Source organism: Zoogloea oryzae, from assembly GCF_030161255.1.
GTDB lineage: Bacteria > Pseudomonadota > Gammaproteobacteria > Burkholderiales > Rhodocyclaceae > Zoogloea > Zoogloea oryzae.
Genome location: NZ_BSPX01000067.1, coordinates 13907 through 28032 on the forward strand (window position 1 = coordinate 13907; position 14126 = coordinate 28032).

Genomic DNA, 14126 nt, shown 5'->3' on the forward strand with positions numbered 1-14126 from the left:
GCCCGACGTGCAAGAACGAACAGGAACCCCACGCATGTCTTCCATGAAGCGAATCTTGAGCGCGGCGCTCCTCGCCGCGGCCGCCCAGGGCGCAATGGCCACCGATGTCGGCGTGTCGATCGGCATCGGCGATCCCAACTTCTACGGGCGCATCGACATCGGCAATTTTCCCCGGCCGGTACTGATGTATCCCAATCCGGTGGTGATCAGGCCGGCGCCTTACGCCGCCGCACCCCTCTACCTGCGCGTGCCGCCCGGCCACGCCCGCGACTGGCGGCGTTACTGCGGGCGCTACGATGCCTGCGGCGTGCCGGTCTACTTTGTGCAGGACGGCTGGTATCGCAACGTCTATGCCCCGCGCTACCGGGCCGAATACGGTGGCCATTACGACCGCCGCGACGACCGCCGGGACGATCGTTTCGATGACCGCCGGGATCGCCGCGACGACCGCTTCGACGACCGCCGTGACCGTCGGGAAGATCGCCGTGACGACCGGCGCGCCGAGCGTTTCGACGAGCGGGGTGGGCCGGGTCACGGCCACGGGCATGGCCGCGGCCGTGACTGAGCAGGCCTGTTCCTGATCAAGGCGCCGGTGGGCGGCGCGGGATAGCGTTGGGGCTCCGGTCGTCAGGGCCGAACCTCTTCCTCCGCTGCGCCCATGAAACTCGCCACCCAACCCCTCTGGCTCGTCGGCTTCCGGCCGTTCTTCCTCCTCGCCTGCCTCGCCGGCCTGGCCCTGCCGGTGCTGTGGGCGCTCGTCTTCACCGGCCATCTGGCCCTGCCGGCCGCGCCCGTCGCCGCCGTCCAGTGGCACGCCCACGAGATGTTCTTCGGTTTTGGCTGGGCGGTGATGGGTGGCTTCCTGCTCACGGCCACCAAGAACTGGGTGCAGGTGCGCGGCTACCACGGCAGCCCGCTGGTGGTGCTGGTGGCGGCGTGGATCTTCGAGCGGATCGGCATGGCCTTTGGCGGCGGCTGGCCGGCGTGGGTGTTCTGGCTGTCGAACCTGGCCTTCCTCGGCACCATTGTCGTGATGCTGCTCGTCACGCTGCTGCGCCATCGCCAGCAGGACAGCTTCCGCGACAATTATTTCTTCCTGCTGATTCTCCCGACCTTCCTCGCCGCCAAGCTGCTGGTGCTGAGTGCGGACCACTTCCACACCGGCGCCGTGATGGCCGTCGGGTTGTTCCGGGTGGCCTTTCTGGTGATGCTGGAGCGCACGCTCACCCAGTTCATGAAGGGCGTGTTTCAGGTGGAGATCCTGCGCAATCCGCGCCTCGATGGGGCGATCAAGTTCTCGGCGCTGGGGCTGGTCTTCGAGCCCTGGTTACCGATCTGGCTGGCCGGCGGGCTGCTGCTTGCCTGCGCGATGCTGCTGCTCGCGCGCTTCACCCGCTGGAGGCCGGGCCTGGCCATGACCCGCATCGACCTGGCGGTGATGTATCTCGGCTATCTGGCCATTGCCCTCCAGCTGTTGGTCGAGCTGGCCGGGCTCCTCGGTGCCCACGGCTGGACCGGCAGCGTGTCGATCCATCTCTTCACCTTCGGGGTGATGGGGCTGATCATCCCGCCGATGCTGGTGCGCATCTCCAAGGGCCACACCGGCCGCAAGGTGGTGTTCGATGCCGGCGACAAGCTGCTCATCTGGATCATGCTGACGGGGCTGGTGGTGCGGGTGGTGCTGCCCCAGCTGGCGCCCGGCGCCTACATGGCGTGGGTGCATCTGGCGGCGACGTGCTGGTTCCTGTGCTTCGCGATCCTCGGCGGGCGGATGCTGCCGCGGCTCATCAGCCCGCGCATCGACGGCAAGGAGCATTGAGTCCCGGGGCGTGATGGTCTAACTTGTCATAATCCGGTCCGCATTTGCGGTGGCGGGCAGACGAGGAGAGGATCATGCGTTTCCCCAATCTGGGCGGTTGGCTGGGCGCCGCCGCGTTTGCGCTATCCCCCGTCGTCGCAGCGATGACGCCCCCGGGCGCCGAGGATCAGGCCTGCCGTCCGGTGGTGCCCCACGATGCGGATGCCGGCATCGCGATCACCCTGGCCGGCGGTGGCACCAAGGCCTCGTCGTTCGCGATGGGCGTGCTGGCGGCGTCGGTCACCAACCAGCTCGAGCTCAGCCGCGACCCCACCCGCTTCGACAGCTCGCTGTTCTGGCAATCCGATGCGGTGTCGTCGGTGTCCGGCGGGAGCTACGCGGCGTTCTACGCCTACTCGCGCTTGATCCGCAATCGACCCGAGGCCGGCGCGCCGCAGCCTGCCGACAAGAATCTGCAGCGCTATTTTCGCGACTGCATTCCGGCGGGCCTGCAGTCGCGTTTCTCACCGGAGCTGATCACCGCCGAGGCCACCCGGCGCGGCATGCCCGAACAGGACCTGTTCTGCCCGACGCCGGTCGGGGCGGGCAGCCGCGCCGATCCCGAGGCCCTGGCGGCCGCCCGCGCGTACTGGAACGGCGAGGGGCCGCGGCGCGACACCCTTCACCAGCAGTTCGTCCGCTGCCACGCCGACATCCTCACCTGGCAGCGCTGCGAATTCGGCAACTCCGTCGGCGCCCGCATCCGCAGCAACACGACTTACGGAGCCCTGGTGGGCGTGTCGTTGCTGTCGCTGCCGATGGCGTGGGTGGCCAACACCATCTTCGACTGGCCGATCAATCTCTCGCCGTCGCGCATCGTCTATCGCGAAGGCATCGGCATCAGCTACGGCCTGGAGCCCGTCGACGCCCGCGCCCTGGAGCGCGACATCAGCGAGGCGGCGCAGGTGGGCGCGGTGAGGCACTTCGTGATCGACCAGGGCGTGGATCGGGGCGAGACGAACTTTGCCAACCACACGCCGCGCGACAACGCCGAAGCAGGGCTGCTCGACCGCGGCGATGACCTCCGGATCCGCCCCGACCCGGCGCGGCTGACCTTTGCCGGGCTCGCCAGCCTCTATGCCGACGGTCGCCAGTCGCCACCGCGTTGGGTCATCAACGCCACCGCGGCGCCGAGCCGCTCGATCCTCGGCTGGACCGGCCGCAACGACACCAACTTCGATCGCGACATCTTCCACATGAGCGCCGACCAGCAATGCGCCGGCGGCGTGGGGGCGATCAACGTGGACCTGGCCTTGCCCGATCTCGAAAACCACGACCGGAGCCTGCAGAAAGGGCGTCGCAACGCCTCGCTGCTCACCGCGGTCAATGCCTCGGCCGCGTTCTTCGACGCCAACCAGCGGGTTTATGGCCAGCCGGTGCGCTTCGGCGTTGCGCTGGCGCAGCACGTATTCAACCTCAACTGGGGGCTCGACCTGCGCAACCTCGACGAGGCCGGCGAGGCCAAGACCAGCGAAGCCCGGCGGGCCATTCACCTGGCCCTGCCGGCACCGCTCTACCTGGGCGAATCCTATGCGGCCTACGTGACCGACCATGATCCGGTCTACGTGCGCCTGGTTGATGGTGGCTCGTCCGACAACCTGGGCGCCTACGCCCCGATTGTCGAGGGCGTGAAGGACGTCATCGTCTCCGACCACGCCGAGGACAAGGGCGGTTCGATGGGCGACCTGTGCCTGCTGCGCAACGAGTTGCTGATCCGCAAGGGGCTTCACCTGCATGTGCCAGGCCTCGCCGGCTGGCCGCGCGGTTGCTACGACGAACTGGTGCTGCGTCGCTCCAGCCGCCGCATGGCCGGCACCACCCAGGCCGCACGGGATGCCCACACGGCGCTGGAGGCGGTGGGCGACGCGATGGACGCCCACGCCGAGCCGCGGGTGCGTTCGTACCCGATCTGGGGCTGGCCCTATCCCTTCCTGGCCGGCTGCGTGAGCCGCGACGCGGACCCCGACAGCTGCCTGCGCGGCCCCCGGACCCGCCTGTGGATCATCAAGCCGGCCTTCGATTACCCCGACTGGCGGCGGCGCCAGACCGTGGAGCAGCGCGCCGACGACCGGGTGCTGACGCGATGCGGCGAGGACGACACGCTGCCCTGCGAATCGTCGGCCTTTCTGGCCCGCCTGCTCGCCGGCAAGGGCGCCATCGACGACAACCTCCTCACGCCGATCTTCCCGCAGGACTCCACCGTGTCGATGACCATCAACTCCTACGCCGATCTGGTGGGCGCCTATCGCGAGCTGGGCCGCCACTACACCGCGATCGCCACCCGCGAGCTGGACAAGGTGCGCGCCGAAGGGGCGGGCAGCCCACGCTTCGCCGCGCTGCTGTGCCATCAGGCGGCCCACCCGATCCCGGCCGCGATGGCCGACAAGACCCTGGGCCTGTCGCTGCCGGATTACGAGTTCTCCCTTGAAAAGTGGACCCGCGCCGAGCGGGACGCAGCCCGTTACCGCCGCGATCTGCCGTTCGTCGGTTGTTCGACCCTCGGTCTGCCGCTCTTTGCGCCGCTCACCGTGGGCGATCGGGTGCCCGAGGCTTTTTGAGTCGGCCTGTCATCGGTCAAGGCGAGCCCCGGCGGGTGACGCTAGTCTGAATCGCCGCGCCGGTTTCCGGCCGGCGATTTCCGATTTCAGTGGAGCGTCGCAATGCCTTACCCGCCGTTTTTCGATCTCGTACCCCGTCTGCGCCTGCGCGACCCCCTGGCCGAATTTCTCGGTGCCTTCGACGGCGGCCTCGTCGAATACGGCTACCTGGACGCCGTCACGCTGGCCGGGCATTCGTGCCCCACGGTGGCGAGCGCTTACTGGCTCACCCGCCAGGCCCTGATGGCCCTGTACGGCGACGCCGTGCCCGAACGTGGCGCCGTGAAGGCCAGCTTCCGGGAAGGGCGCAGCGAAGGCGTCACCGGCGTGATCGCCAATGTGGTGACGATGCTCACCGGCAGCACCACCGACAGCGGCTTCAAGGGCCTCGCCGGGCGCTTCGACCGCCGCAACCTGATGGCCTTCGATGTCAGCCAGCCCCTCGACCTGCGCTTCACCCGCGTTGATACCGGCCGCACGGTGGATGCCGAGGCCCACCTGCGCCACGTGCCCGCCGATCACCGCATGGCGCCGCTGATGCAGCGCTGTCTGTCGGGCGTGGCCAGCCCCGACGAGGCGCAGGAATTCCGCGCCCTGTGGCAGGCCCGGGTGCGCAGCGTGCTGCTGGATCACGGCGACGATCCGGCGGTGTTCGTGATCCGCCCGGCCGAGTGACAAGGAGCCCGCGATGAGTGACCGCCCCCGCCGCCCCGACGAGCCGGAAACCCCGGCTCAATCCTCGCCGCCGTGCTACGCGGCAGAGTTTCCGGGCTACTTTGGCGAAACCGCCGACGGGCCCGACCTCGAAACCATCGAACGCCTCAACGCGCTGCTCGAAGCGGAGCGTGCCGGCGCCCGGGTGCTGGCCATCCTGCGCGACGGCCTGGACAGCCGCAGCCCCGTCCGCGCGGTGCTCGAGCGCCTGCAGAAGGACGAGGGCGCCAACGCGGTGGCGCTCTACAAGACCATCCAGCGCCTGGGCGGCGTGGCGTCCCACGACACCGGCGCCTTCGTCCACAAGACGCTGGCCATCGACGGGCTCGCGGCGCGGCTGCAGTTTGTGAACAAGGGCCAGGCCTGGGTGGTGCGCAAGATCGAGGAAGTGCTGCCGATGGTGCCGGACGACCTGGCGCGGTCGATGCTCGACGAGATGCGCCGCTCGCATATCGACAACATCGCCGCCTGCGGGGCGCTGCTGCTGGAAGGCCTGGCCGACTAGGTTGGCTGGCCCGGCACCAGCCCGACCACCTGCTCGCGCAGCCAGCTGACCGCCGGGTCCACGTGGTTGCGCGGATGCCATGCCATGCGCAGGCCAAAGCCGCCGTCGTCGAAGGGCAGCTCGAACATGTCGAGCACGTTGGCAAAACGGCTCATCAGCATCGACGGCAGGGTGCACACGTAATCCGAGTAGCGCAGGATCTCGGGCACCAGCATGAACTTCTCCACCGACACCACCACGCTGCGCTGGCGCCCGAGCGCTGCCAGCGTCTCGTCCACGTAGCCCCGCATGCTGCCGCCGATCTCGGTGACCAGCACATGCTGGAGCGCGCAGTAGGCGTCCAGATCCACCGGCCCGATGCCCCGCGGATGGGCCTTGCGCTGGGCCATCACGAAGCGCCCGTGGAGCAGCGGGCGGGTCTTCATCGACGGCGGCAGCAGGCGCTCGGACGCCAGCAGCAGATCCACCTCGCCGCGCTCCATCTGGGGCGCGATCAGCCCCACGTCGGGGTTGCGGAAGGTGAGCTTCAGCCCGGGCCCGGCCAGCGCCGAGATGCGTTCGATCAGCGGCAGGCCCAGCACCACCATCGCCGTGTCGTTGGCGGCGATCTGGAAGGTGCGCTCGTCCTTTTTCGGGTCGAAGCTGGGCTGATGGCTCACCACCGATTCCAGATCCTTCAGCGCCGAATGCAGCGCCGGGCCCAGGGCCAGCGCCCGGGCGGTGGGCGTCATGCCGCGCCCGGTTTCGGCGGGCAGCAGCAGCGGATCGCCGAAGATCTGGCGCAGCCGCGCCAGCTGCGCCGACACGGACGGCTGGCTCATGTGCAGGCGGCGGGCGGCGCGGGTCACGTTGCACTCGGCGAGCAGCGCGTCGAGGGACACGAGGAGGTTCAGGTCGATCTGGCGTAAATCCATGAAGGTATCGGCTGTGGTTATGGGTCGAATATCGACAATCGATTTCAAATATATGTCCCCGGCCCCTACACTGCAAGGCATCCGCTGCCCCGGGCAGCATCGAAAGGAGTGCCAGATGGACATCGTCGAAACCCTGCGGGCGACCCCCGCGAACCGCGACCTGCACGACCAGGCAGCCCACGAGATCGAGCGCCTGCGCGCCGAGAACGAGATTCTGCGCACCGCGATGGCCTGTGCCGACATCGCCATGGCCGGCGCGCCGATCATGCACGCCCGCCACCGGGAACTGGCCCAGATCATCGCCGGTCTGCAGCAGGCACTGGCCGAGGCCGCGAAGACCGAAGCCCGCTACATCGAGACCCACCCGCGCCTGGCGGCCTGATCCGCCGTGCCCATCAAAGGAAACCCATGCGCTACCCCGACACCCAACTGCTGATCGACGGCCAGTGGCAGGACGCCGCCGACGGCCGCAAGCTGGCCGTGGTCAATCCGGCCACCGGCGCCGAGATCGGCCGCGTCGCCCACGCCGGCATTGCCGATCTGGACCGCGCCCTGGCCGCCGCCCAGAAGGGCTTCGAACTGTGGCGCGACGTGCCCGCGAGCGAACGCCAGAAGACCATGCGCCGCGCCGCTGTGCTGCTGCGCGAGCGGGCCGACGCCATCGCCACGATCCTCACCCAGGAAAACGGCAAGCCGCTCGCCGAAGCGAAGATCGAGACGATGGCCGCCGCCGACATCATCGAGTGGTTCGCCGACGAGGGGATGCGCATGTATGGCCGCGTGGTGCCGGCCCGCAACCTGGCCGTGCGCCAGTTGGTGCTGAAGGACCCGGTTGGCCCGGTGGCGGCCTTCACGCCGTGGAACTTCCCGATCAACCAGGCGGTGCGCAAGGTGTCGGCGGCGCTCGCCACCGGCTGCTCGATCATCGTCAAGGCCGCCGAGGAAACCCCGGCCGCGCCGGCCGAGCTGATCCGCGCCTTCGTCGATGCCGGCGTGCCGGCGGGTGTCATCGGTCTCGTCTATGGCAACCCCGCTGAGGTATCGGCCTACCTGATACCTCATCCGGTGATCCGCAAGATCAGCTTCACCGGCTCGACGGTGGTCGGCAAGCAGCTGGCGGCGCTGGCCGGGCAGCACATGAAGCGGGTGACGATGGAACTGGGCGGCCACGCGCCGGTGATCGTCGCCGAGGACGCCGATCTCGATCTGGCGGTCACCGTCGCCGGCGGCGCCAAGTTCCGCAACGCCGGCCAGGTGTGCATCTCGCCGACGCGCTTTCTGGTGCATGAGAGTGTGCGCGCCGACTTCACCGCCCGGCTGGCCGCCCACGCGGCGTCGCTCAAGGTGGGCGACGGCCTTGCCGACGGCACTCAGATGGGCCCGCTGGCCAACCCGCGCCGGGTGGCCGCGATGGCGGATTTCATCGGCGACGCCGTGGCCCGCGGCGTGACCGTCGCCGCGGGCGGCGCGCGGATCGGCGAGACCGGCAACTTCTTCGCCCCGACCGTGCTGGCCGACGTGCCGCTCGACGCCAAGGTCTTCAACGACGAGCCCTTCGGCCCGGTGGCGGCGGTGCGCGGTTTCAACACCCTCGACGAGGCGATCACGGAGGCCAACCGGCTGCCCTATGGCCTCGCCGGCTACGCTTTCACCACGTCCCTCAAGCACGCCCACCAGCTCGCCCGGCGGGTGGAGGTGGGCATGCTGTGGATCAACCAGCCCGCCGCGCCGTGGGTCGAGATGCCTTTTGGCGGCCTGAAGGATTCGGGCTATGGTTCGGAAGGCGGCAGCGAAGCCCTCGAGCCCTATCTCAACACCCGCGCAGTGTCGATCCTCAACGCCTGACCCAAGGACAGCCATGGACGCCAAGACCCCCACCGCCGCCGCTGCAGTTGCCACCCAGCCCGGCCACGTCACCCGCATCGCCCGCCGCCGCGCCCAGCCGGGCAAGGAGCGCGAGTACGAAGCCACCGTGCGCGAGATGTTCCAGCACATGCAGAAGACCCCGGGCTTCCTCGGCGCCGAGATGATCCCGCCCCACAACCCGGGCGACGAGTATCAGGTGGTGGTGAACTTCGCCTCCGAAGCGGCCCTGGCCGGCTGGGACGCCTGCCCGGCGCGCGCCGAGATGCACCGCCGTCTGCGCGAGGTGGCCGACACCGAGCCGGAGTACCGCAGCCTGTCGGGGCTGGAGGCGTGGTTCGCCCCGGCGGTGGTGCCCGCGTCGATGCACCCGCCGCGGGCGCGCATGGCGCTGGTCACGTGGATGGGCATCTTCCCCACGGTGTCGCTGGTGCTGTGGCTGATCGAGCCGCTGGTGCGCCCGTATCTGCCCTTCCTGCCCAAGGTGGCGCTGCTCACCGGGTTGATCGTGGCGACCATGACCTGGGTGGTGATGCCGCGCCTCACCAAGCTGATGCGGGGCTTCCTCAATCCGCATCTCAGGCAGTAGCTTCAGCCGGATTTCCGGCGGGTCACGGGCCGTCCGCAGCGCTGCGGACGGCCCGTTTTCATTGATGAATCTCAAGGGAAAAATAAAAACTGATCCGCCCGGATCGGTGCAAAACTGTGCCGATCGGGCCCGCTGCCAGCGGGATACAGTGGGGCCCGGAATCTTCACGGGAGCAGTCGATGGAACTGGCAGCGGCGCCTCCGGCCGGGCGGCCGATGTTGGCGGGCAATGTGCCCGGCAACCGAGGTATCTGGGTGGGCATCCTGTGCGAGCTGACCGAGTTTGCGCTGATGTTCGTGGCTTGGGCGTGGTTCCGTTTCAACCATCCGGAGGATTTTCGCGCCGGCTCGGCGATGCTCCTTACCAGTGCCGGCATCGCCAACACGGTGGTGATGCTCACCAGCGGCTACTTTGCGGTGCGCGCGCTGCTGGCGATCCGCCGGGGCGAATCCCGATCGGCCAGCAACTGGCTGATCGGCACCCTCGTGGGCGGCATCGGCTTCTTGCTCATCAAGGCCTGGGAGTTCAACTGGAACATCGAGCACGGCGTGGTGGGCACCGGCAACAGCTTCGTGGCGATGTACTACTACCTCACCTTCAACCACCTGGTGCATGTGGTGTGGGGCTGCCTGGGGCTGATCTGGGCGATCCTGCGCTGCCGCTTCGGCGCCTACAGCGTGGATGACCACGAAGGCCTGGAGGCGGCCACGCTCTACTGGCACGCCACCGATCTGGCGTGGATCGTGATCTTTCCGCTGCTCTACGTGCTGAGGTGACGGCGATGACGACCTGCACATCCCCTGAAAGACAGGCCACGCGGGTGTGGCTCGGCCTGGTGGCGCTGACCCTCGGCAGCGCCTGGCTGGGCGAGAGCGCGGCCTCGGCGGCGGTGCTGGCCGCGGTGGTGGCCGGCATCGTCGCGGTGAAGGGCCTGCTGGTGATCCGCCACTACATGGGGCTCACCGAACCCGGTTCGCGCCTGCGGCTGGTGATGCGGCTGTACTTCGTGGTGGTGCCGGGGCTCATCCTGCTTGTCGGCAGCCTGGCCTGAGGTGCGCGTCAGGCCTTGTTGCAGCAATGAGAAAATATTCGACGCGACTGGAATGCCTTGCTATTGTGTGAGTGAGCGACCATCTTCCGGGCCGCCTTTCTCTCATGGAGCGCGTCAATTGGGTACCAAGCTTTACGTAGGCAATCTGCCTTACAGCGTCGACAAGGCCCGTCTCGAAGAACTGTTTGGCGAGTACGGCAACGTGACCTCTGCTCAGGTGATCATGGATCGTGAAACCGGCCGTTCAAAAGGCTTTGGTTTCATTGAGATGGGGTCGGATCAGGAAGCCCAGGGCGCGATTTCCGGTCTGAACGGCAAGAACATCGACGGCCGCAATCTGACCGTCAATGAAGCCCGCCCGCAGGAGCCCCGCACCGGCGGCTTCGGCGGTCCGCGGCGTGGTCCGGGCAGCGGTGGTCCTGGCGGCGGTGGCCGTCGTGGCCCCGGTGGTGGTGGCTATGGCGGTGGCGGCGGTGGCCGTTACTGATCAGGTCGCTTCGATCGGCTGATCGAACAATCAACAAACCCCGCTCCGGCGGGGTTTTGTGCGTTTACGCGGCCCGGCTTTACGCGGCTTCGAAATGCTCGAGCATCAGCTGGATGCTCGACACCCCGTTGTATTCGTTCACCGACAGCCGGAAGGCCGCGTGGATTGACGGCGCGGCGGCGTCGGCGTGGTTGAACTGGATCGCCTCGAGCCGGGTGTTGCCCTTCTTGAGCTGCAGCTTGAGGTGCTTGTCCTTCAGTACGCGCTGGTTCTCGACCCGGAAGACGTCGTCGAACACCGGCGCCGCGAAGCCCTGGCCCCAGATCTCGCGCTCAAGCAGGCGGGCGGTTTCGAGGTTGTAGAGGCTGTCCTCCAGCGCGCCGTCGGTCTCGAGGCTGCGGGTGAGATTGGCCGGGTCGATGAGGCTAGTCACGATGCCCTCGAAGAGCTGCTCGAAGCGGGGCAGGTCGTCTTCGCGGATGGTGAGGCCGGCGGCCATCGCGTGGCCACCGAACTTGAGCACCAGCCCCGGCGCCTGCTTGGTGACGAGATCAAGCGCGTCGCGCAGGTGCAGGCCGGGGATCGAGCGGCCGGAGCCCTTGAGCTCGCCGGGGTTGCCCCGGGCGAAGGCGATGGTCGGGCGGTGGAATTTCTCCTTGATGCGCCCGGCCAGGATGCCGATCACGCCCTGGTGCCAGTCGGGCTCGAAGAGCACGAGGCTGGAGCGGGCGCCCGGGTCGATGGCGTCGAGGTTGGCCATCGCGCCCTCCTGCATCTCGGCCTCGATGGCGCGGCGCTCGCGGTTGAGCTTGTCGAGCTCCTGGGCGATGTTGAGGGCGCGGCCCATGTCGTCGGTGATGAGGCACTCGATGCCCAGCGACATGTCGGCCAGGCGGCCGGCGGCGTTGAGCCGCGGGCCGAGGGCGAAGCCCATGTCGAAGGTGGTGGCGCGGGCGGCGTCGCGGCCGGCGGCAGCGAACAGCGCGCGGATACCCGGCTGCATGCGGTCGGCGCGGATGCGCTGGAGGCCCTGGGCCACCAGGATGCGGTTGTTGTGGTCGAGCTTGACCACGTCGGCGACGGTGCCGAGCGCCACGAGGTCGAGGAGGTCCGCCAGGTTGGGCTCGGTCTTGCCGTCGAAGGCGCCCCGGTCGCGCAGCTCGGCCCGCAGGGCGAGCATGGTATAGAACATCACGCCCACGCCGGCCAGGCTCTTGCTGGGAAACTCGCAGCCCGGCTGGTTGGGATTGACGATCACGTCGGCCTCGGGGAGCTCGTCGCCGGGCAGGTGGTGGTCGGTGATGACGGTGGCGATGCCGTGCTCGCGGGCCGCGGCGACGCCGTCGACGCTGGCGATGCCGTTATCCACGGTGATGAGCACGTCCGGCGCCATGGGCGCGGCGAGTTCGACGATGGCCGGGGTGAGGCCGTAGCCGTATTCGAAGCGGTTGGGTACCAGATAACCGACCTCGGCCCCGAACATCCGCAGCGCCCGGATGCCCACGGCGCAGGCGGTGGCACCGTCGCAGTCGTAGTCGGCCACGATCAGCATCCGCGCGCCGGCCTCGATGGCGTCGGCGAGGAGCTCGGCGGCTTCGCGCACGCCCTTGAGCTGGGCCGGCGGGAGCATGGCCTTGAGGCTGTAGTCCAGTTCGTCCCGGCTCTGGATGCCGCGGGCGGCGTAGATGCGGGCGAGCAGCGGGTGCGTGCCGGCTTCGATCAGGCGGGTGACGGCGCGGGCCGGAGCCGGGCGGGGCAGGATGCGGGTCATGGCGTGGTGGAGGCGGGTTGCGGCGCCGTGGCGAGCACGGCGGCGAGGGTTTGGGGCTTGCGCCAGAACTTCCACAGGCTGCCGGCGGAGATTTCGAGCTGCAGGCAGTGCTTGTCGCTGGGGGCGCTGATGGTGAGCGTGCGGATGCGCTTGGCCTTGAGGGCGGCGAGGAGCGGGGCGAACCAGTGCTGCTCGAGCTGCTGCAGGGCGGCCTGCCAGGCGGTAGCATCCAGATGCAGCGCGGGGCGCTGGAGGCTACTCACCACCGCAAAGCCGGTGCCGTCGAGGTAGCGTTCGGTGGCTTCGGGATCGACGCCGGCGAAGCGGGCGAGGCCGCGGGCGAAGGGCGCGTCGGCCTGGATGCGCGGGGCGGGGGCCTGCAGGCGGACATCCGCGGGGCCGGCGCCCCACAGCCACACGCCGTTGATCACGCGCTGGCCGGCGGCTTCGCGGGCGGCGTTGACCGGGTGGTTGTAGAGCCACACTTCCAGCTCGTTCGACAGCCGCGCCCAGCGGGCGATGTCTTCGCCCTCGGGCATGAAGAGCTGCACCGGCCGGCCATTGACGTCGGGCAGCGGGTGGAAGAACGGGCGCGGCTCGTCGGTGAGGGCGACGTACCAGCGGTCGGGCGCGGGTGCCTCGAAGCGGCCGATGTCGGCGAAGGTGTCGTTGAGGCCGGCGATGAGCGTGGCGGTTTCGTCGGCGGTGATGCCGAGGCCCGAGGCGTCGGCCAGCAGCAGCTTGTCGCGGGAGAAATGCAGGTGCACCGGGTCGCAGCACAGCCAGTGAGCGTCGGCGGCGGGCGGGGCTTCGCCGGCGCGACGCAGGGCGGCGTAGGGCAGACGCACGTCGGTGCCGCCGAAGCGGGCGACGAGCCAGGTCTCGGGCGCGACGGCGGGCTGCCAGCTGGCCTGGGCGTGGCCCAGGAGCGCGGACAGCGCAGGCAGCGACAGGTCTCCGGCGGCGTGACTGGCACCGCTGCGGGGCCAGGCGAGGCCGGGCAGGACAAGGTGAAACTGCATGGGTGCGACGGCGTGGCGACCGGGCTGGCGAGCCCGGCCGGCGAATGTAAATTCGGGTGGCGAGTCTAGCACGGGCCGCCCGCCGCCCGCGCCGTGCTCAAGGGCTGATGATGAGGTCGACGATGGCCGAGCCGAAGGCCGTGGAGCACTGGCGGGCCTGGGCTGTGCCGAGGTTGCGGGTTTCGGCCCGCTGGCAGGTGGGGCTGGTGTCGCCGCCGAGGATTTCGAGGGGCAGGTCGCGCAGGCCGCGGGCGTCGGCCGGGGCGGTGGCGACGTTGCCGGCGCCGCTGAAGCCGGCCCGCATTAAGTTGCGCGGGCTGTCGGTGACCAGCGCCAGCAGGCGGGCGTTGCCGCTGCCCATGTCGCGGGCCACAAGGCCCAGGCTCTGGCTGCCGGTGAAGCGTTCGGCGGGCGCGGCGGGCGAGGGATGGAGCAGCACGAAGCCCTCGTCCCGGGCGGCGATCAGGTAGAGCTGCCCGCCCTGGGGGCCGCTGACCGAAACGCGGATCGTCTCGCCGGCGCGATAGCTGCCGCGCAGGCCGCCGACCGTGACGTTGCGGCGCTCGCTCCGCTGGGCGTGGATCGCCTGCAGCAGTTTGCGGGGCGAGGCTGGCGTTGCCACGGCGAGGCCCGGTGCCGGGGCAATGGACGGGTTGCCGCCGATGGTGATTCGCGCGGCGCCGTCGCGGGGGCCGAGGACGGCTTGGGCGCAGTGGCGCCAGTCTTCGCCGCTGGCGATGCCGGCGCTGGCGGTG

Annotated in this window: 15 protein-coding genes; 11 read left to right on the forward strand and 4 right to left on the reverse strand. The window is 69.3% G+C overall.

The genetic code is table 11. From position 1 onward, the window contains the following. The first annotated feature begins 43 nt into the window (after positions 1-43). From QQK25_RS17810 to QQK25_RS17830, 5 genes are all read left to right on the forward strand, one after another. Complete coding sequence (locus QQK25_RS17810) at positions 44-565, forward strand: hypothetical protein (RefSeq protein ID WP_284189137.1); 522 nt, start codon at positions 44-46, stop codon at positions 563-565. Positions 566-658: 93 nt separating this feature from the next. Further along, positions 659-1819 carry an NnrS family protein gene (locus QQK25_RS17815; protein ID WP_284189138.1) on the forward strand — a complete coding sequence of 387 codons (1161 nt, stop codon included), beginning with the start codon at positions 659-661 and terminating at the stop codon, positions 1817-1819. 74 nt (positions 1820-1893) lie between these two features. Beyond that, positions 1894-4416: a hypothetical protein gene (locus QQK25_RS17820; protein WP_284189139.1), complete on the forward strand. Its 2523-nt coding sequence runs from the start codon at positions 1894-1896 to the stop codon at positions 4414-4416. A gap of 102 nt (positions 4417-4518) precedes the next feature. Further along, the gene (locus QQK25_RS17825; RefSeq protein WP_284189140.1) at positions 4519-5130 is read left to right on the forward strand and encodes a hypothetical protein; all 612 of its coding nucleotides are present in this window, start codon (positions 4519-4521) and stop codon (positions 5128-5130) included. Positions 5131-5143: 13 nt separating this feature from the next. Beyond that, the gene (locus QQK25_RS17830) at positions 5144-5674 is read left to right on the forward strand and encodes a DUF6306 domain-containing protein (RefSeq protein ID WP_284189141.1); all 531 of its coding nucleotides are present in this window, start codon (positions 5144-5146) and stop codon (positions 5672-5674) included. Here QQK25_RS17830 and QQK25_RS17835 read toward each other — a convergent pair. After that, complete coding sequence (locus QQK25_RS17835) at positions 5671-6588, reverse strand: LysR family transcriptional regulator (RefSeq protein ID WP_284189142.1); 918 nt, start codon at positions 6586-6588, stop codon at positions 5671-5673. The two genes, QQK25_RS17830 and QQK25_RS17835, sit on opposite strands and share 4 nt — an antisense overlap. 115 nt (positions 6589-6703) lie before the next feature. Between QQK25_RS17835 and QQK25_RS17840 the strand changes: the two genes are divergently transcribed. The 6 genes from QQK25_RS17840 (at position 6704) to rbp (ending at position 10578) form a co-directional block, all read left to right on the forward strand. Continuing rightward, complete coding sequence (locus QQK25_RS17840) at positions 6704-6970, forward strand: hypothetical protein (RefSeq protein ID WP_284189143.1); 267 nt, start codon at positions 6704-6706, stop codon at positions 6968-6970. 26 nt (positions 6971-6996) lie between these two features. Then, a complete protein-coding gene (locus tag QQK25_RS17845) occupies positions 6997-8433 on the forward strand; it encodes an NAD-dependent succinate-semialdehyde dehydrogenase (RefSeq protein WP_284189144.1) in 1437 nt (478 codons plus the stop codon). A gap of 13 nt (positions 8434-8446) precedes the next feature. Next, complete coding sequence (locus QQK25_RS17850) at positions 8447-9040, forward strand: antibiotic biosynthesis monooxygenase (protein WP_284189145.1); 594 nt, start codon at positions 8447-8449, stop codon at positions 9038-9040. A gap of 179 nt (positions 9041-9219) precedes the next feature. Further along, positions 9220-9816, forward strand: coding sequence for a cytochrome c oxidase subunit 3 family protein (locus tag QQK25_RS17855; RefSeq protein ID WP_284189146.1), 597 nt, complete (start codon positions 9220-9222; stop codon positions 9814-9816). Positions 9817-9821: 5 nt separating this feature from the next. Continuing rightward, entirely contained in the window at positions 9822-10091 is a 270-nt protein-coding gene (locus tag QQK25_RS17860) for a cytochrome C oxidase subunit IV family protein (protein WP_284189147.1), read from the forward strand. Between the two features lie 118 nt (positions 10092-10209). Then, entirely contained in the window at positions 10210-10578 is a 369-nt protein-coding gene (rbp, locus tag QQK25_RS17865; protein WP_153161586.1) for an RNA-binding regulator, read from the forward strand. 79 nt (positions 10579-10657) lie between these two features. On the opposite strand, the gene recJ is transcribed toward rbp, so the two are convergent. From recJ to QQK25_RS17880, 3 genes are all read right to left on the reverse strand, one after another. Further along, positions 10658-12349 (reverse strand): single-stranded-DNA-specific exonuclease RecJ, encoded by a 1692-nt coding sequence (recJ, locus tag QQK25_RS17870; protein ID WP_284189148.1) that lies wholly within the window; start codon positions 12347-12349, stop codon positions 10658-10660. After that, positions 12346-13371 carry a hypothetical protein gene (locus tag QQK25_RS17875; RefSeq protein ID WP_284189149.1) on the reverse strand — a complete coding sequence of 342 codons (1026 nt, stop codon included), beginning with the start codon at positions 13369-13371 and terminating at the stop codon, positions 12346-12348. The genes recJ and QQK25_RS17875 overlap by 4 nt, the downstream gene beginning before the upstream one ends. Positions 13372-13468: 97 nt before the next feature. Further along, positions 13469-14126, reverse strand: a 658-nt coding sequence (locus QQK25_RS17880; RefSeq protein WP_284189150.1) for a hypothetical protein, incomplete at its 5' end; no start/stop codon positions are given.